This window comes from Pelagicoccus sp. SDUM812002, from assembly GCF_031127835.1.
Taxonomy (GTDB): Bacteria; Verrucomicrobiota; Verrucomicrobiia; order Opitutales; family Opitutaceae; genus Pelagicoccus.
The window spans coordinates 746,831-770,602 of sequence record NZ_JARXHX010000001.1; the positions used below are offsets into that span (position 1 = coordinate 746,831).

20 protein-coding genes and 1 tRNA gene are annotated in these 23,772 nt (G+C 54.0%); 9 read left to right on the forward strand and 12 right to left on the reverse strand.

All coding sequences use genetic code 11. The features are described 5' to 3' along the window. Positions 1 to 31 precede the first annotated feature (31 nt). Positions 32 to 802, forward strand: coding sequence for a 5'/3'-nucleotidase SurE (gene surE, locus QEH53_RS03110; protein ID WP_309021664.1), 771 nt, complete (start codon positions 32 to 34; stop codon positions 800 to 802). A 25-nt stretch (positions 803 to 827) separates the two neighbouring features. Next, positions 828 to 1,661, forward strand: a complete 834-nt coding sequence (locus tag QEH53_RS03115; protein ID WP_309021665.1) for an FkbM family methyltransferase — start codon at positions 828 to 830, stop codon at positions 1,659 to 1,661. Between the two features lie 57 nt (positions 1,662 to 1,718). Here QEH53_RS03115 and QEH53_RS03120 read toward each other — a convergent pair whose 3' ends face one another. After that, the gene (locus QEH53_RS03120) at positions 1,719 to 2,309 is read right to left on the reverse strand and encodes a hypothetical protein (RefSeq protein ID WP_309021666.1); all 591 of its coding nucleotides are present in this window, start codon (positions 2,307 to 2,309) and stop codon (positions 1,719 to 1,721) included. 301 nt (positions 2,310 to 2,610) lie between these two features. On the opposite strand from QEH53_RS03120, the gene QEH53_RS03125 reads away from it, so the two are divergent. Continuing rightward, the gene (locus QEH53_RS03125) at positions 2,611 to 3,762 is read left to right on the forward strand and encodes a phosphoserine transaminase (protein ID WP_309021667.1); all 1,152 of its coding nucleotides are present in this window, start codon (positions 2,611 to 2,613) and stop codon (positions 3,760 to 3,762) included. Positions 3,763 to 3,822: 60 nt separating this feature from the next. Here the strand turns inward: QEH53_RS03125 and QEH53_RS03130 are convergent, their stop codons facing one another. From QEH53_RS03130 to QEH53_RS03150, 5 genes are read right to left on the reverse strand one after another with little or no spacing between them, the layout of a single operon-like run. Continuing rightward, entirely contained in the window at positions 3,823 to 4,497 is a 675-nt protein-coding gene (locus tag QEH53_RS03130; protein WP_309021668.1) for a YoaK family protein, read from the reverse strand. 3 nt (positions 4,498 to 4,500) lie between these two features. Continuing rightward, positions 4,501 to 5,970: an FAD-linked oxidase C-terminal domain-containing protein gene (locus tag QEH53_RS03135; RefSeq protein WP_309021669.1), complete on the reverse strand. Its 1,470-nt coding sequence runs from the start codon at positions 5,968 to 5,970 to the stop codon at positions 4,501 to 4,503. 43 nt (positions 5,971 to 6,013) lie between these two features. Further along, the gene (gene murJ / locus QEH53_RS03140; RefSeq protein WP_309021670.1) at positions 6,014 to 7,534 is read right to left on the reverse strand and encodes a murein biosynthesis integral membrane protein MurJ; all 1,521 of its coding nucleotides are present in this window, start codon (positions 7,532 to 7,534) and stop codon (positions 6,014 to 6,016) included. A gap of 53 nt (positions 7,535 to 7,587) precedes the next feature. Continuing rightward, complete coding sequence (locus QEH53_RS03145; RefSeq protein WP_309021671.1) at positions 7,588 to 8,268, reverse strand: hypothetical protein; 681 nt, start codon at positions 8,266 to 8,268, stop codon at positions 7,588 to 7,590. A 21-nt stretch (positions 8,269 to 8,289) separates the two neighbouring features. Then, positions 8,290 to 8,874 (reverse strand): DUF4013 domain-containing protein, encoded by a 585-nt coding sequence (locus QEH53_RS03150; protein WP_309021672.1) that lies wholly within the window; start codon positions 8,872 to 8,874, stop codon positions 8,290 to 8,292. Positions 8,875 to 8,920: 46 nt separating this feature from the next. Between QEH53_RS03150 and QEH53_RS03155 the strand changes: the two genes are divergently transcribed. The 4 genes from QEH53_RS03155 to QEH53_RS03170 all read left to right on the forward strand — a co-directional run bounded on the left by QEH53_RS03155 (position 8,921) and on the right by QEH53_RS03170 (position 15,172). After that, on the forward strand, positions 8,921 to 9,799 hold the full coding sequence (locus QEH53_RS03155; RefSeq protein ID WP_309021673.1) for a farnesyl diphosphate synthase: 879 nt from the start codon (positions 8,921 to 8,923) through the stop codon (positions 9,797 to 9,799). Positions 9,800 to 9,892: 93 nt separating this feature from the next. Beyond that, the gene (locus QEH53_RS03160) at positions 9,893 to 10,744 is read left to right on the forward strand and encodes a glycosyltransferase family 2 protein (RefSeq protein ID WP_309021674.1); all 852 of its coding nucleotides are present in this window, start codon (positions 9,893 to 9,895) and stop codon (positions 10,742 to 10,744) included. Positions 10,745 to 10,826: 82 nt separating this feature from the next. After that, complete coding sequence (locus QEH53_RS03165; protein WP_309021675.1) at positions 10,827 to 12,026, forward strand: aminotransferase class I/II-fold pyridoxal phosphate-dependent enzyme; 1,200 nt, start codon at positions 10,827 to 10,829, stop codon at positions 12,024 to 12,026. Between the two features lie 170 nt (positions 12,027 to 12,196). Next, entirely contained in the window at positions 12,197 to 15,172 is a 2,976-nt protein-coding gene (locus tag QEH53_RS03170; RefSeq protein ID WP_309021676.1) for a TonB-dependent receptor, read from the forward strand. A 73-nt stretch (positions 15,173 to 15,245) separates the two neighbouring features. Here the strand turns inward: QEH53_RS03170 and QEH53_RS03175 are convergent, their stop codons facing one another. From QEH53_RS03175 to recN, 6 genes are all read right to left on the reverse strand, one after another. Continuing rightward, positions 15,246 to 16,337: a glycosyltransferase gene (locus tag QEH53_RS03175; protein ID WP_309021677.1), complete on the reverse strand. Its 1,092-nt coding sequence runs from the start codon at positions 16,335 to 16,337 to the stop codon at positions 15,246 to 15,248. 83 nt (positions 16,338 to 16,420) lie between these two features. After that, entirely contained in the window at positions 16,421 to 17,536 is a 1,116-nt protein-coding gene (locus QEH53_RS03180) for a hypothetical protein (RefSeq protein WP_309021678.1), read from the reverse strand. 92 nt (positions 17,537 to 17,628) lie between these two features. Next, the gene (locus QEH53_RS03185) at positions 17,629 to 18,822 is read right to left on the reverse strand and encodes a glycosyltransferase (protein ID WP_309021679.1); all 1,194 of its coding nucleotides are present in this window, start codon (positions 18,820 to 18,822) and stop codon (positions 17,629 to 17,631) included. Positions 18,823 to 18,857: 35 nt separating this feature from the next. Beyond that, the gene (locus QEH53_RS03190; protein WP_309021680.1) at positions 18,858 to 19,979 is read right to left on the reverse strand and encodes a glycosyltransferase; all 1,122 of its coding nucleotides are present in this window, start codon (positions 19,977 to 19,979) and stop codon (positions 18,858 to 18,860) included. An 80-nt stretch (positions 19,980 to 20,059) separates the two neighbouring features. Further along, positions 20,060 to 20,869 carry an SDR family NAD(P)-dependent oxidoreductase gene (locus tag QEH53_RS03195; RefSeq protein ID WP_309021681.1) on the reverse strand — a complete coding sequence of 270 codons (810 nt, stop codon included), beginning with the start codon at positions 20,867 to 20,869 and terminating at the stop codon, positions 20,060 to 20,062. Between the two features lie 61 nt (positions 20,870 to 20,930). Further along, positions 20,931 to 22,592, reverse strand: coding sequence for a DNA repair protein RecN (gene recN, locus QEH53_RS03200; protein ID WP_309021682.1), 1,662 nt, complete (start codon positions 22,590 to 22,592; stop codon positions 20,931 to 20,933). A gap of 161 nt (positions 22,593 to 22,753) precedes the next feature. On the opposite strand from recN, the gene QEH53_RS03205 reads away from it, so the two are divergent. Both QEH53_RS03205 and QEH53_RS03210 read left to right on the forward strand, forming a co-directional pair. Continuing rightward, positions 22,754 to 22,830 (forward strand) — tRNA-Val (locus QEH53_RS03205). Between the two features lie 267 nt (positions 22,831 to 23,097). Next, positions 23,098 to 23,652, forward strand: a complete 555-nt coding sequence (locus tag QEH53_RS03210; RefSeq protein WP_309021683.1) for a hypothetical protein — start codon at positions 23,098 to 23,100, stop codon at positions 23,650 to 23,652. Positions 23,653 to 23,772: the final 120 nt, after the last annotated feature.

A 23,772-nucleotide genomic window follows, 5' to 3' on the forward strand; every position in this document is an offset into this window, starting at 1 on the left:
CCTAAATACTCAAAATCTAACTTCTTTAAAAATGTCAAAAATCCTCATCGTAAACGACGACGGAATCGACTCTCCACTTCTCCTGGCCCTCGTATCCAGTTTCCAACGACTCGGCGAGGTCGTCGTCGCCGCCCCGCGCTACGAGCAAAGCTGGGTCGCCAAATGCATGAGCCGCTTCAAGGACATCGACGTCATCGAACGTAAAGACCTTCCTTGCGAAGCCTATTCCATCTCCGGCTCCCCCGCCGACTGCGTCAACCTAGCCCTCGGGCATCTCCTGCCTGAGCGTCCGCGCTGCGTCGTGTCCGGTATCAACGTCGGCCACAACGCCGGCCTTGCCTACCTCCTTTCATCCGGCACCGTCGGAGCTGCCCTCGAAGGTGCCTTGCACGGAATCCCATCCTTCGCAGCCTCACTCGGTCTCGACCGCGGCGACTACGATCGCCTCAAGGACAATCCCCAAGCGCTCGGCGAATCCCTCGGCGACAAGGCAAACTTGGCAGCCAAAATACTGACGGACTTCGCCGAACAAACCCTTGCCGCAAAGGAACCTGCCTACGGTGTCGTGCATAAAATCAACTTCCCGTCTGCTGTCATCGACGAAACAACAGAGATCATCCGCTCCAATCCCGCTCGCACCGAGGCAGGCAGCTTCTTCGCCCAAAAGGGAAACGCCTACGGCTTCGCTTATTGTGAACTCGGCGAAAATGAATCCGCCACGCCCACCGACCGAGAAACGCTCATCGCTGGTAAGATCAGCTACTCGCGCCTCGACTTCTCGCAGCTCGGACGCATCGTCTAGCGGCAATTCCATCCTCCCACGGACCATGCCACAAGTCACCCGCGCCCTTAAAAGAGTTTTCCTCAATCTGATGCCCGAGGCCAAGCGCCTTGCCTACCTCGAAAAGCACCCAAACGCCCGCAAAGCTGCTCCGGAGGGAATGCAATTCGTATTCGACGGCTACCTGGGTAAGTACTCCGTCAACATCGACACTAAGTACAAGGTCGAGCGCATCATGTGGACCGGTAAGTTCGAGGAAAAGCTCGTGGCCCTTGCCAGCAAACGCGTCACAGAGGGCTCCGTTTGCTTCGACGTGGGAGGCAATGTCGGAGCCATCACCATCGCCCTCTCTGACAAAGTGGGCGATACGGGACGCGTTCACACCTTTGAACCCAACCCAACCAACTTCGGACGCCTATCCGCCAACTTAGCTCTCAATCCGGTACTCGAAAAGTGCGTCACCCTCAACAATGTCGGCATTTCAGACCAACCGGGTACACTCTACTGGAGCGAGGACCCAGGCAATCCGGGCAACGGGATGCTCGGCGAACAAGGAGACATCGAGTCCAAGGTCATCACCCTCGATTCATACTGCGAACAAAACGCCATCGGGAAGATCGACTTCATGAAGGTCGATGTCGAGGGCATGGAATTACAGGTGTTCAAAGGCGCTGAGAACGCCCTCCAGAGATTCAAGCCCACAATTTATTTCGAAACCCTCAGCCGCTTCTCTTCCGGACCTGAAGCGGACAACTTCGATCGTATCGAAGCCTATCTCGTGTCGCTTGGTTACTCAATGAACAAGCTCCACGCAGACGGAACCGTGTCTCCCGCCAGCATCCGACAAGCCGGCTCGTATACCGTGGCAATCGCGAAGTAGCGGCACGCGGCTGAGCGTCGTCGTGCCGCTAGTAAACCTTGAACGAGGCCTAGCCTGCTAGCGAGCTCCTCCCGATAACTCTTGGAATCGATCTGCTAACTCTGCTCTTTGAGCGAGCAACTCTTCGGTTTGCGGTTCTAACTCCTTCATCTTCTTTACCACCGTTTCTTGAAAAGCTTGGTAGCTCTCCCTCACTTCAGGATCAGAGCTCACACTTTGGACGACTGGGTTAATCTCGTCCCTCAGCCCTTTAAATTCATCAAGCTTTTCAGCAAACTCTTCGCTACGATTCTCTGGAGGCATATTGAGTTCTGGATCCCCTTTTAACTCGGAAATCAATTCCTCTTGGCGTTCCAGCTTTTCGCGGACCTCTGGATGCTTCTCGATCGCAGCCTTCTTCAGTTCCTCCACGTACGTCGCTTCAGCCTCCATCGGCTCCGAATCCAACATGGCCTGTTTCTCAACTGCATTGATCCGTTGATCGATTTTTACGAGTTGGCGACTAACTTTCGACAATTCCGTTTCCGATTCAGCTACGGACCGTTCTGTCTCGTTTTCCTCAACGCCTTGAGCCACGGCAGAGCCCGCAAGCAATGCGAGTGTTGCAGCAGTAAGGCCTGCAATTTTTGTTAAACGACTAACCCTCATGGGCGTTTTCCTTCTCGATTTGGTCAACATTGTACAATCTTTCGTTAATTAGTTTTAGGTGTTGCAGATAGCGTGAGTTTCCGTCGCTCAGATTCGATCAGACGAACCAAGCAAGCGGATGGCTTACACGCCCCTCCGCACCGACTAAGAGCGTCCACTCCGGTTCCGTAATTTCTAGCTTCCGGTTGTCGCCGTGGGGGCGACCTTCGTGGACTTACGAAAAAAAGCCACCTCCTCCGCCTGCCATTGACAGCTCGGTCCGCCGCGCCTACACAAGCCGCTCCTTTAACCTAACACGCGAATGAAACCCGCAAACAAACCGAATCGTCCATACTTCTCATCGGGCCCTTGCTCGAAGCGTCCGGGCTGGAGCCTCTCCGCCCTCGAAAACGCTCTAGTCGGCAGATCCCACCGCGCCAAAAACGCAAAGGCCCGCATCGAAGAAGTCATCGACCTCTCCAAGAAGATCCTCGGTCTTCCCGAGGGCTACGTCTGCGGTATCGTTCCAGCATCCGACACCGGAGCTGTTGAAATGGCTCTCTGGTCTCTACTCGGCGCTCGCGGCGTCGACATGATGGCTTGGGAATCCTTCGGTTCGGGTTGGGTCACCGATGTCATCAAGCAGCTTAAGCTCGAAAACGTAAACAAGCACGAGGCCGCCTACGGGGGAATCCCTGACCTATCGAAGGTCGATTTTTCCAATGACGTCGTCTTCACATGGAATGGCACAACCTCCGGGGCCAAAGTGCCAAATGGCGACTGGATCCCAGCGGCCCGCGAAGGCCTTACCATATGCGATGCGACTTCTGCCGTATTTGCCATGGAACTACCATGGGAGAAACTCGACGTGGTTACTTATTCCTGGCAAAAGGTCATGGGCGGCGAGGCGGCTCACGGCATGCTCATCCTCAGCCCTCGCGCTATCGAACGCCTCGAATCCTACACACCTTCGTGGCCCCTGCCAAAGATCTTCCGTCTCACCAAGGGCGGCAAGCTCATCGCGGACATCTTCACCGGAGCCACCATCAACACCGTATCCATGCTTTGCGTGGAAGACGCAGTCGACGGTCTCAAGTGGGCTGAAAAAATAGGTGGGCTCCCAGAACTCATCAAACGCTCCGACGCCAACCTCGCCGCAATCGAGAAGTGGGTCGAATCAAGCGACTGGGCTGGATTCCTCGCGGAAGACAAGGCTATCCGCTCCAACACGTCCATCTGTCTCAAGATCACGGATGCATGGTTCACATCGCTCCCTGCAGACGAGCAAACTGCCGCTGCCAAGAAGATCGTCTCCCTCTGCGACGCAGAAGGTGTCGGCTTCGACTTTGGCGCCTACCGAGACGCACCTACCGGATTCCGGATCTGGGGTGGAGCTACCGTCGACACCGCCGACATCGAAGCATTGCTACCGTGGCTCGACTGGGCTTACGCCCAAGTCAAATCGGGCGCTTAAAGCGCTACGAATTATAGCAGTTTCAAAGTTAAAGCGGTCGTTCGTGAGAACGACCGTTTTCTATTCGATTCTCCAAAGCCTTCGTTTCAACAAGCTCCACACTACTCCACCTGCGAAATAGGAGCAGCCAGCAATCGCTAACCACGGAAGATCGTATTTCAGCACCGCAAACGCTCCGAGCAGCGAACCAACAAAAAAAGATAGGCAAAGGAAGAACGGCACCGATATTCGCCAACCATCCAGTCGATGTCCTTTCAGCCACATTCCAGTCATCACTCCAAAATCGGTCAAAAGCCCCGTTAGGTGCGTAGTGCGAAGAACCAAACCTCTGTACTTCGTCGCCAACGCATTCTGAAGACCACAAGCAAAGCCCGCCACGCCAATAGAGCTCGTCACGCTTACCGGCTCTAGCAAGTACGAACCCACTAGAAGTATCCCAATTCCCGATACGATCCGTCCATACGGTTTATCTAGCTCCAATTGCGGATGATGAAGCAACATACCAGAGACGAGAGCTCCGAGCACGAATCCAACCGTCGCCGCACAGACCATGTAAAAGTTCTGTCTGTAAACGGGATCATTAATCACAACCTCAGTTGCTAACCGAGAAATATCGCCCGTTAAATGGCTCGCAGACGCACCCGTACGAAGCAGAAAGCCCACGTTCACAAACGCAGCTCCAAATGCCAAAATACAGCCGCCTAATAAAATGCATTTCGGTGAGACTTGGTTCATCGACTAAGAATCTCTCTTAGCGATCGGCTTCTTATCCCATGGTAGCTTAACTTTTTCGAGCGTCTTATCCCAAACTTCATAAGGTTGAAAAATCTTTCCAGGATTCAAGATACCCTTGGGATCCAAAGCATTCTTGATCGCTTTCATCGCACCCATTTCGGCTTCGTTCCGAGCTACTGTCATGAACGGCGTCTTCGCTAGGCCAATCCCATGCTCACCAGAAATCGTTCCCCCCAATTCACAGACCTTGCTCATCAAGTCTGACACGGCTCCCTTCGCACGCTCGCACTCTTCTTTATCGCTGCGGGTGTACATGATATTAACGTGGAAGTTGCCGTCCGCCGCGTGCCCAAAAGTCGGGGCATTAATCTTCCACTTTTTTTGCATCTGCTTCAAGAAGCGGGCAAACTTGGCCTGGCTCTCGAGCGGAACTACAATGTCCTCGTTGATCTTGGAATCGCCCATGGAAAACATCGCCGGCGAGCAAGCTCGCCGAGCTGACCACAGCACCTCGGTTTCCTTTTCCGTCTTTGCCTCGCGATAAGCCAATCCATTCTCGTTTGCCCACTCGATGGCTCTCTTTTTGTCAGTCCGCAGCTGGGAGGCATTTCCATCGAACTCAACGAGCAGAAGCGGTTTCAGAGAGAGACCTTTGAAGAGTTTTACACCTGCGATCTCTTCCGCGCAAAACACGGAGTTGCTGTCCAAGAACTCGAGTATCGACGGATTTTGTCCCTCGCCCAAGAGCTTCTGCACCGCTTCAAGGGCTAAAATATCAGAGTCGAAGGCCACCAGGATCGTCCACTTCTTTTCAGGTTTCGGCAACAATCGTAGCACCGCCTTTGTAACGACCCCAAGCGTACCCTCGCTACCGATCCATAGATCGCGAATGTTATAGCCAGTGGCAAACTTCTTGTATTCGCCGCCCCATGACACTTTTTCGCCCGTTGGCAGAAATCCCTCCAAAGCCAGAACAAAATCCCGTGTCACGCCATATTTCGCGCAACGCATGCCACCGGCGTTGCAAGCGATGTTGCCGCCAATCGTGCTGTACTTAAGCGAGGATGGGTCCGGTGGGTAAAACAGCCCGAGCTCTTCCGCCGCGGCCTGGATCTGACCTACCACCGCACCCGGGCCGACTATCGCCATCGATTTCGTTTTCTCAATCTTGATGCGGTTCATCTTCGAAACATCCAGCACCCAACCTCCTTTAGCTGGAGCAGCAGACCCCGTCAGAGATGTGCCCGCACCACGGGTCGTGACCGGCACGCCAAACTCATTAGCGAGCTTGAGCGTAGTGCCCACGTCCTTCTCTGATTGAGCCAGCACCAATGCATCGTATGCAAACGCAAGCTTTAGGCTATCGAAAGAAGCCATGTACTTTGCGTTGCCTTCGAGTTTCACTTTCCGCGAACCCAGAGTATCGAGGAGTTGATCAGTCGCTTGCTGACGTGTCTTTGAGATCCGTGCCATAATCCCGCAGCAATAGAGCAGACACAGGGAGAATCGCAATCGTCTAGTTCAGCAGACGCTTTAACTTCGCGCCTAGGAGATGCAGTGCCCCAAAGTAAACGCCGATTCCAGCCGTAATTGGACCCATTACAAGTAAAGCTGAACATAAAATACCCTCGCCACAACGCGCCGACAGCCAACCCAAAACGCCCACCACAACGAGCCCCATCAAAACTGAAGCCGCTGCGATTCGAAGAACGTCACCGCCGAGTTCTTTTAAGCTAGTATCCAAATTCTTACGACAAAGTGAAAAATGAAGCATTCCTGTTTGAACCACAGCTGCTGCGTTTGTTGCGATGGCAAGGCCCACCGCTCCGTAATATCTCATCAAGACGATGCTAAGTATCACATTGATTACAAACGCAACCACTGCGGCCTTGACCGGTGTCTTGGTATCCTTGAGCGAGTAAAAAGCCCTCGTTTCCACCGACACGAAAGAATAGAATGGCATGCCTATGGCGAAAACCCAAACCAGCGGAATTGTCGCGCTTGTTTCCTGCCCAGTAAAGAGTCCCCGCTCGAAGAGTAACCGAATGATCTCAGGTGCGAGGGCGCATAATCCAACTGCGGATGGCACCGACATTAGTAAGCAAAGCAAAATCCCGCGCCGGTAAGTCTTGGAAAAATCACCCATCCGCTTACTCGCTACGGCAGCCGTTAGGCTTGGGAAAACAACGGTCGATATAGCGATTGCGAAAACGCCCACCGGAAGTTCAACAAGGCGGTTCGCGTAGTAAAGTAAGGCCGCCGCAGAGTCGCTAACCGAAAATGCCAATCCGCGACTGACCATGATATTAATCTGAAACACCGCCGCTCCAAAAACACCAGGAATCGTCAGAATTGCCACTTCCCTGACGCGAGGCGAAACTCCCAGATCGAAGCAAGGCTTCCAACCTTCCTTCAAGAGGGCCAGTCCCGGCACCACCATTTGCAGTGCTCCACCCAACATCGTCCCACCGCAGAGCCAATAGGTCTTCGTCTCTATGTCCCCACCTAGATACCAACCTGCTATTCCGAGGGAAACCACCATGCTCGTATTGAGCCAAACCGCTGTAAGGGCGGGTATTCCAAATCTGGAGAACAAGTTCAAGGCTGCCGACAAGATTGCTGCCACACAAATCAAGAGTACGTACGGAAAGAGGATTTGCCCAAGGCTCGCTGCCAGCATCCATTTCTCCGATACGCCCACCGTCTGCAGAAATTCCAAGCAGCCAATCACCAATACGGTAATTACGAAACAGACGACAATCAGCCAACTCAGCGTTTTGTTTACCAAATCGTGAACCGCAGCCCGCCCTCGCGCCTCCAGTTCCTCGCTCAGGTTCGGCATCAGTGCCGCTGTCAGCGCTCCTTCGCCTAACAACCTGCGGAATAGATTCGGCAAGGTAAAGGCGGTGATAAACGCCGAATTCCAGACCGAAGCGCCAAGCATATAGCTTGTGGTCATGTCCCGCAGCAGACCCACCACCCGAGAGATCATGGTGAACGCTGAAACCAGGCCGATACGTTTAACGAGTGCCGCCATTAGGTGAAAGCGAACCTATTGATAGTTTTCGAGATTCGCCGCGTATTCAGAGTTTAAGCGCGACGCAAACCGACCTCAGTGATCAGTTTTCCGGACTCCACTTCGATCGCCCGAATATTTTGCCACATTTCCAGCACCTCTTCAGGCCATGCCGTTTCTGCTATCGAAGTCTCTATCATGGATGAAACAATCCCTGCCAAGCCAGGAATAGGCAAAGAATTTATCCGAACTGAGTTCACTACTAATTGAGGGCCTTCATCTGAATTCTCGAAACCTACATTCGCCATCACCATCATTTCGAAGGGATTTCCATTCGGGTCTAGCACGATCTTGAGAGATGTGTAGATCTGATCCCCTTCTATACGGACATTGAAAGGCCCAATCTTAGCGGAGGAGTCCTCGGAAGTGTTTACAGGTTCTCCAACGTTAAGCGACTTGAAAAAATGATTCACCTCTCCCTCAGAGAAAGAAACCGGTCCGGCCGTGCGGCGCTGGATTCGACCCACACCGCTTCGCAGATTAGGCGACTCCCCGCTATCGACTCTACCGGAACGGTAGTAAGTGTTGTAGTTGCCAGGCTTAGACAATAACTCCTGGTCCGGCACAGCCGAAACAATCGACACCGGCTTGGATAGCAAGATGGAGACGCCTAACAACACACCTAGCACAATTCCCGATGCCGAGGTTAAGATAAGAGAGGAAAGCTTTGGTTCCTTGGGCTTAAGTGTTTTCATACGAAAGGTCTGAAGATGACTCTAGGCGCGAGCTCGCTTTTCGAGATCCTTGAAAGCGCAGCCCATCAAATAAAAATAGAAGACTCCCCCGAAGAAAAAGGGAAACGGGAGCAGCACGAGCCCCAGCATGCAAAGCCCCAAATAGGCCAGGGTCGGCACCGTATAGCTAACTGCGGCCTTTTTCAGCATGATGCCCAAGGCTTCGGTATTGAAGCAATCGGATATGTCCTGCTTGACCGAATACAGGTAAAGCGCCGAGCTCATGAGTGGCCCTGCCATGAAGAGCACCGGGATCAGTGGGATGCTAGCCACCATACCGTCGAAAGCTATTTCCGCCAAGAGGGTAACTAAACCAATCGGCAAACCAGCGAAAATGATTCCCACCACTAGAAAACGCAGCCCGTCAAGGAAGAGCCCCTTGAGGTCATCCCACTCCGGCAAGGAGATCCCCTTCTCGCTGCGACCCTGCAGGAAGATCTGATAGAGGTAACCGAGCGCGATGATGTTCACAATCGGGATTAGGCTTAAGACTCCGCCAAGGGCGCACTTCTTAAGCCAATTATTGTCTGAAAAGACTCGTTTAGATACTTGCTCGATTGTGGGCATTCCGGATGCTTTGGTTCTTTAACTGCCTGTAATACGCACATTTAAGATGGAGTTCAAAGAGAAATTACGCAGCTACCAAGCTGAAGTTGAATTGGCTGTAGAGCAATACCTACCGGCAGCGGGAACACGCCCTAACCGAATCCACGATGCCATGCGCTACAGCATGCGCGCAGGAGGGAAGCGCCTACGTCCCGTTCTCGTGCTCGCAGCCAACAGCCTTTTCCAGGGCGAGCTCAACGCTATGCCCGCCGCAATCGCGGTTGAAAGCCTTCACACCTACTCGCTCATCCACGACGACCTGCCCTCCATAGACAACGCCGATCTGAGACGCGGCAAGCCCACCAGCCATAAGGAGTTCGACGAAGCCACCGCGGTTCTCGCGGGCGACGCCCTCCTCACCTACGCCTTCCAGCTGCTTACCCGGCACTACGCAGAGGCTCCAGAAGTTTGCTCCAAACTGGTCTCAGAACTCAGCGAAACTGCCGGCAGTGAACGCCTCATCGGCGGCCAAATGGAGGACATTCTCGGCGAAGGAGCTCCACTGTCGGAGGATACTCTCAACTTCATCCACCTCAATAAAACGTCTGCTCTCATCGAATGCTGTCTCGTCATGGGCGGCATCATCGGCAACGGAAGCACGGAGGAGATAGCCGCTTTGCGGGCTTACGGTCGCGAAGTCGGAATCGCCTTCCAAATCATTGATGACATCCTAGACGCCACCAGCGACGAGGAAACGATGGGCAAGAGCATCGGCTCAGACGCTGAGCTCGACAAGACGACCTATGTTAAACTCCACGGTCTAGGGAAGTCGCGCGAGTTGGCCCATGCACGCACCCGAGAAGCCATCCGCATCTGCTCTACGCTACCGGGCGACACCCAGTTCCTAATCGGCCTGGCTAGCTACCTCGAGAATCGCCTCAACTAAACCAGCCGCCTACGTCTCCCTGCCATGTAGGGCTATCGCTCGCGACAAGCCTCAACAGCAAAAGATGCTCTCCTAAGTTCGAGGCCCAAAACGATGCCGGTCCCTTCGGTAACCTTCATTTCTTCATTACACAACTGCTTGCCTCACACGCGAGCCATGTTGAGCAGCCTTGCCGCTACTGTCGACCTAGCCAACCACCAACTCGTCCTCGTTGACGACGCATCCAGCGACGGCACGCCTGATTTCCTCCAAACGCTCGCCCAGCGACCGGAAATCACCGTAATCGAAAATGCGGAAAATCGCGGCTTCGCAGCGTCCAACAACATCGCCGTCGCCGCTGCTCGGCACCCAATTCTCCTATTCATAAACAATGACCTTGAGTTTTCAGGTAGCTGGCTCCCTCCCATGCTCGACGCATTGAAGAACGCCCCCAAAGCAGGAGCCGTTGGGAACGTTCAGCGAAATTTCGCTACCGGGCTCGTCGATCACGCGGGCATCTTCTTTGACTTAGACGGTCTCCCCACTCACGCCCACAAAAACCGTCGCAATCCGCCCAGCGGCACGCTCATCCAGCGAAACGCTGTGACCGCCGCTTGTATGGCCATCGAAAAAGAGATATTCCTTGGAGTTGGCGGCTTCGACGAGACTTACCGCAACGGATGTGAAGATGTGGACCTTTGTATGAAACTGAAGGGCGAGGGCTACCATCTCTACGTCGCCCTCGAAAGCATCGTCCGCCACCACATAAGCGTCTCCCCCGGTCGAAATAAGTATAACGACTACAACACTCAGATCTTCCGCAAGAAATGGGCTAAGCAGTCATCGAAATACGGCCAGCAAGAGTGGCCAAAAGAGTACTACCGCCGTTACGCCCGCTACTGGTGGAGGATGAATCCACGGCTCGCTGCCAAGGCGCTAGTCCTCCTCGCGACAGGACGAAGCTGAATCGCTTTTGCCTTCAATAAGCCAAGCAAGTGCGCAAGCTCCACCGCTCAGCCTTACAGCTCCCTGACACTTCCACCGCTCGATGATTCGCAAATTCTTCAATTCCAAGGCCCTCACTCCCATCGCTCAACGGTGCGAGGACGACAAGCTCACCACGCTTCGTCAAAAGTACGATCTCTACTACGAAATAGCCGAGGAACAAAGCGGCACCCACATCACCATCGAGGGCCAAGACTTGGTCATGCTGGCCAGCAACGAATACCTCGGCCTCTCCCTTCACCCCAAGGTCATCGAAGCTGGCAAGGCCGCCCTCGAAAAATGGGGCAGCGGCACCATGGGCGCCCGATCCGCAAACGGAGGGCGCCGCTTCCACCGAGAGCTAGAGGAAGAGATCGCCGCCTTTCTCGGAAAGGAGTCCTGCCACGTTTTCGCCGCCGGATACCTCGCTTGCATGGCTTCCATCACCGGCTTTGCTCAGCGCGGAGATATTATCCTAGCCGATAAGAACCTCCACTCTAGCATTTGGGACGGTATCCGCCTTTCCATGGCGGATGTCGAGCGCTTCAGCCACAACAACCCCGCTCGCTTACGCGCCATCCTTGAACAACTCGATCCTCAAGCGCCCAAGCTTCTCTCGATCGAAGGTATCTACTCCATGGAGGGGCACATCGCCGCCCTCCCCGAAATGATGGAAGTCGCCAAGGAATACCAATGCTTCGTCTCCCTCGACGATGCACACGGCATTGGCGTATTGGGAAAACAAGGTCGCGGCACCGCCAACTATTTCGGCCTGACCGACGAGGTCGACATCATCGCAGGCAGTCTCTCCAAGTCCCTTGCGAGTACCGGCGGTTTTGTCGCAGGTGCCGCCACCTCCATCGAGTTTCTACGCACGCACTGTAAGCAATCCATTTTCAGCGCTGCCATTAGTCCTGCGCAAGCTGCTTGCGCTCGAGCTGCTCTCAAGGTCATGCAAGATGAGCCAGAGTGGAACGAGCAACTGTGGACCAATACCAAACGATATAAGGCGCTCCTCAAAGAGCTCGAGCTCGACATTTGGGATAGCGAAACCCCAGCAGTCCCCATAGTCCTCGGTGACAGGGAAAGAGCCTACTATTTTTGGAAGCACCTTCGCGAAAAAGGTATCTTTACCGTTATCTCGACCGCTCCCGGTGTTCCTCCAGGTAAGGACCTTGTCCGTACCGCTGTCTCCGCTCGACACTCAGAGCAAGATTTTGAACAAATAGAGTCCGCACTGCGCTACGCGTGTAAAAAGCTCTAAACCATAACTTACAGACTCTATCAGCCACCGTAATAGTTGCGCCCGTATTTGAGCTAATACACCTAGGAGGCCAGCTCATGTTTAAATCTAGTGTAAGTTTTGCTTATCCGGAGGGAGCTCAGAATTGAGCAAACCAACCCTATTAAGCTCAACTACCAACCGATACTAACATGAAGCAATTGGCTACATTACAAAGACGTACCCTTCGGGCCAAAGTCACAGTCCTATTTATTGCCTCAGGGCTGCTCGCCACCAACGCCGCAGCACAGGAGGAAACCGAAGAGCCCTTCGAGCTGGAACCATTTAAAGTCGTCGGCTCCCACCTGTCAGTGACTGAAATGGCGGACCGCTCGAATATCACACCCGTTTCGGTCGTGATGGCCGCAGACTTTGACGCAAGAGGTTTCTCGACGACCTCCGAAGCCTTACAGTCGCTCTCCGTCAATAATGGAGGTTCTGTCCCAATCTCCAACAACGCCACCGGGTTTACGCCATCCGCCTCCTCTGTTTCGCTACGCGGGCTCGGCCCAGAAGCGACGCTGGTCCTGATTAACGGGCGAAGGGTCGCCCCGTTCCCGGTCGGCACGGACGGAACTACCGCGTTCGTTGACCTAAACTCCTTTCCACTCGCAGCGATCGACCGCATCGAAGTCCTCAAGGACGGAGCGTCGGCTCTCTACGGCGCAGACGCCGTAGCCGGAGTAGTGAACATCGTGACCAAACGCGATTTCCGAGGCACCGAGCTGACTGTTAAGTACGGCAACACCACATCAGCTGACGCAGGAGACCTCACGGTCAACCTCGTTAGTGGAATGTCAGACGAAGACGGAAGCGTCACAGTAGGAGCCAACTACTACAAGCGAAACGCCATTTTTAACCGGGATCGCGAATACTCGGAAGTTCCCCCTTTCCTCAGTTCCAATGCCAGCCCACTCAATTTCCAAATCACACGTGAGGCGGCTCTCCAAGCGCTCGGACTCGGACCGGGCGACGCGATCCCAGGCCTGGACGACGGGGTAGCTGTCGAGGATCGAGAAGACCTCTTCTTCACCTCGACCTTCGATAATCGAGATAGCAACGACGGCACGCTTCCCGCGACCGACTATCAATATTCAGACGGTCGCAGCTCGTCATACAACTTCAACGAAACCGCCGGCTCGTATCCAGAATACGAGCGCAAAGGTGGGTTCCTCTCATGGGACAAGAAAATGCGTGGAACGGAAAGTCTCTTTCTCTACGGGGACCTTTTCTATCAAAACACCTACTCCGTAAATGAGCTCGCCCCTTCCGCTACCGGAAACTTCGGTAATCCCGGCGGCATCTCGCTGGTCATTCCCGCCAGCACCGACGCCCCTATCCTGACCCCTGATGAGGTCGCCGCCGGAAGTCGCTCAGCCGCAGTTGGCGCCTTCAACCCCTTCAATCCCTTCAACCAAGACTTCTCAGGCGGAACAAGAGCGCGCCTGGCAGAGTTTGGTAATCGCATATACCGGGACACGAACGACGCCCTCAACGCGACGCTCGGACTACGCACCGACTCGTTTCTCGGAGGGTGGAACCTAGATGCATCGCTTAGCTACAGCAGCATCAAAAATACAACCCGAAACACCTTGGTATCTATCTCCAGGTTCAATCGACTCAGCAATGCCGCCGATCCCATCTTTGACGAAACCAGTGACGAATACATCGGAACTACGATACCTTACAATCCGTTCGGCTACTACCAAAATGAGATCGAAAACAACGCCTTGATCGCCCCCTACGCCAAGGTCGATCTGAAAGACACCAACGAATCATCCCTCTACGGTACTCAGGTTGTAATCAGCAAAAACGACCTTTTTCGTATCAACGACAACCCTGTAGGTTTCGCTCTAGGATACGAGTACCGTTGGGAAACTCTCAGCCAGTCGCCCGACGCTGCAGCTTCCACCGGCGACGTCATCGGTTCGTCGACATCCAACATCACCGACGCGGAAAGAGAAATCGGATCCCTCTACTTCGAAATGAACATGCCTATCGTCCTACCAGAGAATGATGCCTCTTGGGCCTACTCCTTCACTGCGAATCTGGCTGGACGCTACGAAGACTTCGTCACTCAAGAAGACAGCATCTTCGTGCCAAAGGCATCTTTGAGATACCTCCCGTTCGACGACAGCTTCGCCATTCGGGCTTCTTGGGGCGAAGGCTATCGCCAACCGTCTATGTATGAGCTCTACGCCCAAGGTCTTACCTACACGCTAACGCCCGTGACCAATCCACTCACCAGCGTCAACGAACCGGAGCAGGACGCTTCCATAGCCAGCAACCCCACCCTCAAAGCCGAAGAGTCTACGAACCAATCCTTGGGGTTGATTTGGACACCCAGCTTTCTCGCCACGGACAACAGCGCCGCCAGTTTTAACCTCGACTACTGGAGCATCGAACGAAATGGAAACGTGACTGTCGACCATCAGGACGTCGTCAATCGCTTCTTCGCAAACGAAACTCTGCTTGCGGGAGAGGGTGTCCAACTTGATGCCAGCGACCAGATCGTGCTCGTCGACGGAATATTCCGCAACCTCGGCAACGAAGACGCAACTGGCTTCGACATCGGAGCGAGCTATTTTGTGGATACGGACTTCGGACGCTGGGACTTCTCAGTCAATGCTTCCTACTTGGATTCATACGAAATTCAACAGTTCCCTAGCGCTCCATTTTTTGAATACGTCGGCTGGACCGAAGACGTCCTCTTCGACAACACCACCGGTGACCCTTCGCCCGGAGCAGGAGACGACGCCTTCCTTCAGTGGAAGGGCGTTTTCGCAGCTACTTGGAGCAAGGCTGGCACCTCCGTCAACCTCGTTGGCAACTACACGGACGGCTACCGCGACTTCAGTTTCGACTGGGATCCCGGCAATCCTAACGACCCGGCGGGTTTCAACCAAGTCGAAGCCACGATCCTATGGGACATCACCGCTAGCCACAACTTCTGGGAAGGCCAAGAAACCTGGCTGGGTGATACCAAGATCACGGTTGGCATTCGCAACCTGTTGGACGAGGCACCTCCCTACGTATCGTCTTGGGGCAACAACTCAACTGGTTATTCTGGATTTCTCTACTCCTCGGAAGGCCGCTTCGCCTTTATTTCGATCAACAAGAAAATCTAGTAAGTCAGAGAAAACGACTGATCGATACCTCCGCTAACCGATTGGCGGAGGGATTTCGCGTTCGAGAGACGTCTCACACCGCTATAGGAATCCTAGGTTTGATCGTATCAAGGACTTCCTTAGCCGTCATCTCCCAGGTCGGCAGCATGGAAGACTGGATACCGTTTTTCAGGTCCTCGACCAAATTTCGGTTTTCGACCAAGCGCCGCAATTGCACCGCCAAATCCTCAGAATCTTCGCGATTGAAGAATGCAACACCTCCGAAGCGAGACGTTTCCCGCACTGGCATTAACTTTGCGCTCAGCACTGGGAGACCACTCCACAAGGACTCCAACACCGGCAGTCCACAGCCTTCCGAACGGGATGCGAATAGCAGCAAATCCATTGCGGGAATCAGGCTCTTCAGCATTTCGTCCTCCAAATGCCCGTGGAGAGTGATCGGGCGTCCGGCCTTTATCATCCGCTTGATTCGACGCTCGATGTCCTTGCCGAAATACGGATTTGCGCGGCCTACAATGTGTAAGTTGAACTCCAATCCGTCGTCCCAAAGACGGCTGCAAGCATCGAGAGCGAAGTCTTGCCCTTTGCGCTTCTCGATGATTCCCAACATCAGCACGTCGAACCCATCCCCGCCACTTCCTTCCGGTTTCAACGGTTCTTTAAAAAGTCCGTCCGCGCCCAGCTGGATAGACTTAACCGATGGGGAATACTCGTAACCGAGCCACTCCCAATATTCCTCGAGAACGATTGAGCTGTGCTGAGAGACTCCGAATACTCCGTCGAAGAGGCTGAGCATTTTCATGTAACTCGGATGACGCTGAACGCTATGCGGCCAGGTAAACTCGGGATGGCGCAATGGGATCGCGTCATGGAAAATCGCATACGCCCGGCAGGTCGAGGAGCGCAGAAACGCTTCGATCCCGGGCCTTTCGAAATCGTTGAACAATTCCGCGGTCAGCAAAACATCGTCAGCCTCGACCGAAAAACCACGTCCTAAGTAGGGAGCCTTGAAGGTCTGTTTCCGTTCGCTCCAGACGACCTCGACCAAGTCCTCACCCAAAGCATTTTTGAGCTCTGTCTTCAGGCAATGAGAGACACGCAAGACACCTGAGTAGTGGGATTGCTTGCTCGCTTTAGTTACGTCAAATAATAGTCGTCCAGACATAGGTATTAACAAAAGGTCGATCCGCGTACCTTCAACATGAGCTAGCCTTAGAAAGTCTCAAGCCCCTACCCTAAATATTTCCATCAGTCTTCAGCTACTCTGAGAAAGAGAGCTGAAGATTCGTCTTCATCAGGGACAAGAAAGCTTAATCGACCTGCGACCGCTTCCGCATCTTCGACAAACGTCCACGCTTTTAGGTCCTCACTTTTCTCAATGCGGTAGAAGACGCCTGGGACAGATTCGAATTCGACTGCTAATCCCAATCCCGGAGTGTAGTCCTTACCTGTAATTTCCACGTCGACCACTGCGAGAGCAGAGGGGTCGCGATTAGCTCGGTCACCAAAAAGTCCTATAATTTGGCTATCCGGTACCCCTAGCGGATCGGTAAAGTCTAGGTCAGCCAATGCAGAAGGTACACGGGGACGTTTAAATCGGAAATAATCGATAGCTGCATTAAGGTCGGGGTTGTACCCATCGATCGAGGTTTGGTTGTGTTCGAATGGATCCATCAGTTCGACCGGGCCCCAATCCGTGTAAACGGTTACGCCAACTTGCAGCGTATTTGGCATGTCACTACGTCGATACCGGCGGTGCACCTCCCAATCGCCATCCTCAAGCTTTCGCAGCACTAGAAAGACTTCCCCCAAGCGAACCACTTGTATGATCGCCCGTGGGGCACCGTCGTCGATTTCTAAGCTGGAAGAGCTATTCACCGTGGACTTAACCTCGAACTGGTAATGCCCCGGATTATTGCCCGTACCCAAAGAGAGGAAGATGTAGTTCTCGCCACTAGCCGTCCAATCTGATGGCTGCGAGATCGAGCTGCGCGGAGTCCGTGCCATGATGCCCGCCAGCGAATAAGAAGAGCCGGGAGCGCCATCGAGCGCCCGATTCCGCGGCTCGACATCGATGGTCGCCACGAAGTCTCCAGAAACCTGTTTATACATTAAGATACCCCGCCAATCACGATACCAGGAGCTCGTCTTCGGTATCATCGTCAAGTAACCGCTCCGCGACTCGCTCACGTCGATCGACTGCATTTGGTCGGCACCCCAACCTTCCGTTCGGAAGACGCGGCTCCAGTTGCTCAGACTCGCTGCATTCTCAAACTCATCGCTTAGTGGGCTCAGGTCATCGGCAAGAGAAAGCGTCGCGAGGCAAATAAGGAAAACGGCTAAGAGAAGGGTTGGTTTGCGCACGATACCCAGCCATTCGGCCTCAAGGCGTTCGATTAAGCAGACCTAGGCGAAAATGAGCTACTTCCCCAATAAATTACGAAACGCACTGCGAATCATCCCCCACGGGCAACTTCCAAGCACTCAAGAAGGTACCCAGTATTTCTATCGGCCACGAATTCACGCTCCACCCAAGCTCGGGCGGACTGCGACAACCTAATCCTCAACGCAGCGTCGGTCTGCAACTGCTCGCAACGCTTCACCCACGCTTCCGGTTCCCAAGGAGCGCAAAGAAAACCAGTTTCGCCGTCCTCGATCGCCTCGACCACTCCGGAAACTGGAGACCCGATCACCACCGCTCCGCTCGCCATGGCCTCGGGCACGACGTTTGGAAGGCCATCTCGATCGCCGCTGGCAGCTACAACACCTGTGTGAAAAAGCAAGTCCGCCCAAGCTAATCGCTGCAACACCTCACCTTCCGAAAGCCATCCTTCCAATCGGACCTCTTCCTCAAGTCCGAACTCAGCTATTCGGGATCGGATCTCCTCCTCCATCGGACCATCTCCGATGATCTTCGCCTCAAAGTCCAAGCCCGTCGCTTTCAAGCGACGATAGATTTCCAATTGAAACGGAAACCCTTTCTTTTCCACTAGGCGTGCCACGCATACGATTCTCAATCGCTCACAACTGTCCCTAGGATCTCTAATCGCTGGCAACTCGTTCAGGCCTCTGCGAATGAGCTGCACTTTCCTCGCGTCGCACAGCGACTGCACCCTCTGCTTCGCAACCTCCGTAGAAACATGCACGAGACAGGCACGCTCGCACTTCATGTCGATAAGCCAATCCCCTCCATGCTCAAAGATGTCGTAGGCATGCGCACCTGTTGAAAAGCGGGTTCCCACCAACCCTTCGGCCATCATACCAAAGGCTGCGGGAGCGCTGGCCCAAACGCAGTGTACGATATCGGGTTCGAAATCGCGTATACGCTTTTCCAATACGATCGCCGCTCCGAAACCCAGCAAGTTCTCGAACAAGTTGAGCGCCGATGCCGGGCGATGTGCATTCATCTCCCGGACAAACTCCATCATGACGCTTCCCTTTCTCCAACAAGCGAGAGGTAAAAGGTAAAACAGCTTCAACAGCTGCCACTTGGAAAAACGTTGAACTGGATGACCTTCGAAATCCGGTTCGCCTCGGTGAAGGGAGAGGATCTCCATCTCGACGCCCGCTTTGATCATAGCCCGAACTTCCCGCTGCAGGAAAGTCTCGGAGTAGACAGGGAAGCTAGTCGTGACGTAAAAGATTCGCATGGCACCAATGGCAAAGCGGCGAATCTAGGCGCAACCTAATCTCCGACAACCTTTAAAGAGGGCCGTTCCTGGCCCTTCGCCGCATCTCGAGCGAGCTCCACCAGCAGGCGAATCGTATCTCTCGGATCATCATAGAATCGCATCTTGGAAAATCTCCGCCTCAATTCCGTAAACTTGCCGTTCGAGCGAAACCAGTCCGCCAAAAGCGATTCGAAATCTTCAGCTTTACTGATTTTCACCGCCGCATCGTCCTGCATAAAATACTTCACGGTGAGCTTCTCTTGCGGCATCACACCTCCGAATCCGTTAAATACGATGGGACATTCAAAGTGCAATGCCTCTGCGCAAGTGGTCGTTCCACCGCGCGTTACCACGAAGTCAGCCGCCTGCATGTAAAGATGGATTTCGTTGGTGTAGCCAGTGATGTTGCAGCTGAAGTCCGGGTTCTGCTCTTTCCAGCGAGATGCTTCCAAGAATACCTTCTGATTCCTCCCGCAAACGACCACCGCTTGATACTTGTCGCTGTGCCGCTTCAAAATCTCCAGCAAAGCTATATGGTTGTTCGCCCCAGCTCCTCCTGTCGTTAAAAAAACAATACGTCGATCCGATCGTAGCCCGAGTCGCTCCGTGATGAAACGATGCCGCTCGATCGGCGTCAGCGCCTCACGGTAGATGCGTGGCATCAAAAACTGTCCGCGTACCGCGATCTTCTCGGCGTCGAGTTTCAGCTTCTTTACCGCGTAATCCTTCGCGGTCTCCGTTCGCGAAATATAAAGGTCCACCGTCGGCTCCACCCAATTACGGCTGTATCCATAACCGCCAGAAAACTCCGAGCAATAGGTCGCGCAACGCACGCCTCCATCCAGCACCTTGCGAGCATGCTGAAAGTAGCCTCGATTCAAACAATCGTGAACGCTAAAGACCAAGTGCGGCCGATAGCTCCTCAATACTTGATCGTAATAATGCCGCCCCAGCGAAACCTCGTTCTTATTGAGAAAACTCAAGCCCTCCACCAAGAGGTAGTACGGGTGATGCAGCCACGGCGCATGCCGCTGAATGAAGTTGTAGAAATTGACTCCGAAGCGAGCGATCTTGGAGGAGTCTTCTAACATACTCTCCACTCGAACGTCCACTTCCCAACCGTAGAGTTCACGCACCCAGCGTCGAAAAGCCGTCGCACGGGCGTCGTGTCCGCCACCAGTACTCGATGTTAAAACAAGTATCCGCAATCCTTCCACTATCGATCGTTCCCTAAGCTGTAGTACGAAAGGTTGGCTGCACGCTTTATGCCTTGCGAGACGAATTTGCCAAAAACGGAAGATAGGAACGCTTGAAAAAAGCTTCCCACCCGCACGACTCCACTCCTATCGTTCCGCAAATACTTCACGAGCTGCTCCGCCACGTGATCAGAGCTCGGCCCGTTCGCCACATGGCGACACATAGCAGCCCAAACGCGCTCTTGGCGACCTCCCTTGGCCTTTCCCTGCATTCGCTCGTTGAAGCTTGTATTCACATCTCCAAGACGAAGCTCCAATATACGAACCGCGGACGAATCGCACTCCAGCCGCAGCGACTCGCAAAACGCTGCCAAGCCTGCTTTCGCAACGTTATAGCCGCTCATGTAAGGAATCGGATACTCTACCGCTAGAGAGCTCACATTCACAAGCGTTCCCGGGCAGTCCGGAGTCCACTGCTGCAGGGCAAGATGAGCCACCTTCATGGAGCCCAGCAGTAAGGTCGCTACCTGTTCCTCCCATTGGTCGAAATCGAAATCCGCAAACGAGCCAAAAGCCCCTGCTCCAGCGTTGTTGACAACGATATCAAACCGCGATTCGCGCAGCTGCGCGACGTCCCAACCCTGCTGCACAGTCTCAGGGCTAGAAATATCCATTCGCATCGGAGAAATGCCACTCGGCCAATCAACTGCATCAGGATCTCTCGACGTCCCATAAACGTGAATACCCGCCTCCGCGAAAGACTCTGCAATCGCTCGCCCGATCCCCCGGCTCGCCCCCGTGACCAAAGCCGTTTTACCTGCAAGCTTCATGAGATCGTGGAGGGACGAGTTTCACCTCGTCCGCGATAGCTGATATCGACACCCATCATCGCTACAGCGCCAACAACTCCCGAGCATGCGACAAGGCGGACTTCGCTTGTCGGTCTCCCAACATACGAGCGAGCTCCTCAACGCGTTGATCGGATTCCGTATCCATCCTGCGGATCTTTACCGTCGCCCGATTTCCGCTCTGGTCTTTTTCCACCAGAAAGTGCTGCTTCCCAAGAGCTGCCACCTGCGGCAGGTGGGTGATACAAATTACCTGATGGTTATCTCCAATCCCTTTCAGCTTCTGGCCGACAATGCGACCAATCTCGCCACCCACATTAGCATCCACTTCGTCAAAGACCAGCACGGGCACGCTATCGACGTCAGCGAGAATAGTCTTCAAGGCCAACATCACACGTGCAAGTTCGCCACTGGACGCTACATCGGAAAGGGACTTCATCGGCTCGCCCACATTTGGTGAAAAGAGAAGGTCGGGCAAGCTGTCTCCGTGAGACTTCAGGCTGGGTTGGTCCAACATTTGGATACCGAATCGCCCTTTCTTAAAACCGAGCTCCAGCAGCTTCTTTTCCGCCTTCTTCGCGAGCTCTTTGCCTGCCTTCAGTCGTTTTTGAGTGAGACGCGAAGCGAGACCTTTCAAATCGCTCTCGACCTTGTCAGCCTCCGCATTCAAACGCACTAGGCTTCCCTGTATATCTCCCTGCGACTCCAGCCGCTTCGCCATCTCGTCGCGGGCTGCGAGAACCGCGCCGACATCACGACCATATTTGCGCCGCAGGTCCTGCCAGTCGTTCATCTTCTGCGTTACCTCTTGGGCAAACTCTGGCTCGAACTCCAACGAGGAACCGAGCTGCTCATATTCCGAACCCAACTCCTGAGTTTCGATGATCAGCCCATTCAATCGCTCGGCCAAGTCAGACAAACTCGGGTCGAGCTCCGCCGCTTGTTCAGCCGCTCGTGACAATTGGGAAATCAGGTTCAATGCGCCTTCATCCCCACTCAAACCGTTGCTCAGCTCAGCAGTCAGTTCCAAGAGCTCTTGAGCTCCCGAAACACGGTTAAAATCCTGTTCCAGTTGTTCTATCGAATCGGGTGACAGCTCCAAGGCATCGATGACCTGCAGTTGCGTCTTGATGAAGTCGATCTGGTCCGGAGCCAATTGCGAGGCTCCCTGCAGTTCCTCGATCTCTCCCAAAATCGAACGCCATTCCCGATAACGTTTCTCGTACGCCGCAGCGTCATCCTCGAGCCCACCGTAAAGGTCGATCAACTCAAGCTGGCACTCACTCTTCAGGAGGCGCTGCGGCTCTCCCGGTCCGTGGAAATCGATCCACAATTCCCCCAGCTCCTGCAAATTCGTAAGGGTAGCGAAGCTTCCGTTTATCGAAATGCGGGACGGTTTCGAAACGTGCAAGGAACGTTTTAATACGAGCATTCCCTCCTCGCATAACGGCAAATCCATCCGCTCGAGCATCGAATCGATCATTTTCGACTCCTCAAACCAAAGGGCCGCCTCCACCTCGCACTGCTCCGTCCCCGAGCGAATCACCGATTTGTCCGTGCGAGCCCCAGAGAGCAGGCTCAACGCACCCAACAAGACACTCTTGCCCGCGCCCGTCTCCCCCGTCACCACGGTGAATCCCGTTTCAAAATCAATCGAAGCGGATTCCAGCAAGGCGAGATTGGTGATTTTCAGGTATTGAAGCATGGCGGTAGTTTATAGGGACACTTCAGAAATTGGCTGTCCTACCCCCGAAAATCACGCCTGAAATTTAGCGAAATTTGTTCTTGCCCAAGAATTCGATCAATACCAACTTCTGGCCTTCAAATTTCGGGCCACTGGGAGCAATTTCAGAAGTCCAAATAAATGGGGGATTAGCTCAGTTGGTTAGAGCGCTACCTTGACATGGTAGAGGTCCCGAGTTCGAGCCTCGGATCTCCCACCATTTTTTCGAGAATCGAAAAAATGCCACGGCGTATCGCAGAGAAGCCGGGCAAAATCCGCCCTAAGTTCGAGTCCTTTCCCCTCAAGCATGAATCCCGTTAAAACGAGTGATCTGCAGGGGATAGAGGCCTACTAAAATCGCAAGGGTATTGCGATCGACCCTATTTAACTCCGTTCGCAAGAGTTTTGCAAAGCCTACGCGGGCCTGAAATCTTCTTAACGTTTTCCTCGACTGGGTTTTGATAAAGCGGGATTTCCGAAGAAATCGTTGCTCGCTCCCGTTGGTTTCCCGGAGACGGTCCTGCTTGACCTCGCTCGTGACCCCACCTACGACCTTGTCATTCCTATAAACTGGCTGTTCTCCGCAATACTGACCATCTTGCTCGCTTTCCCGGCGGGGCAGGTCGTGCAGCTTTGCAAACATGAGTCTGGTCCGATTCATGTATTTGCAGGGGGATTTTGCGACGGTACGCTTTCCCACGGCCAACACGGGAACGATCCTCACAGCAAGCACAGACATGGTCACCACCACGACCATGGGCACGACCATTCGGATGAGCACAGCCAGCACGCCTCTTCGGGCGAACACCATGAGCCCTGTACGCACGAGACTATTTCAACCGGCGACGACCTTGCAAAGGCTCAGCCGCTCGCCAGCGTCGCTCCGGGTTTGGTAGCGACTCTTCTGCCGATCGAACAGTGGACGCCCAGCGTTTCCGCCCCGAGCAACACCTCTCTTCTCTGGGAACCCCATACCCGAGGTCCGCCGGGTCTAGACGACCCGCTCAGGCGATTCGCCACCTGCATTCGCCTCACAGTTTGAAGCTTCGTTTCGTATCCTAAACGGGATCGGCCGCTCGTGCTTGCTTAGCAAGCTCGGCCGAAAACTCGCCCGACAAAGACAGCCGAAAGAATCGCTGTCATTGTTTTCTCATTACGAAAC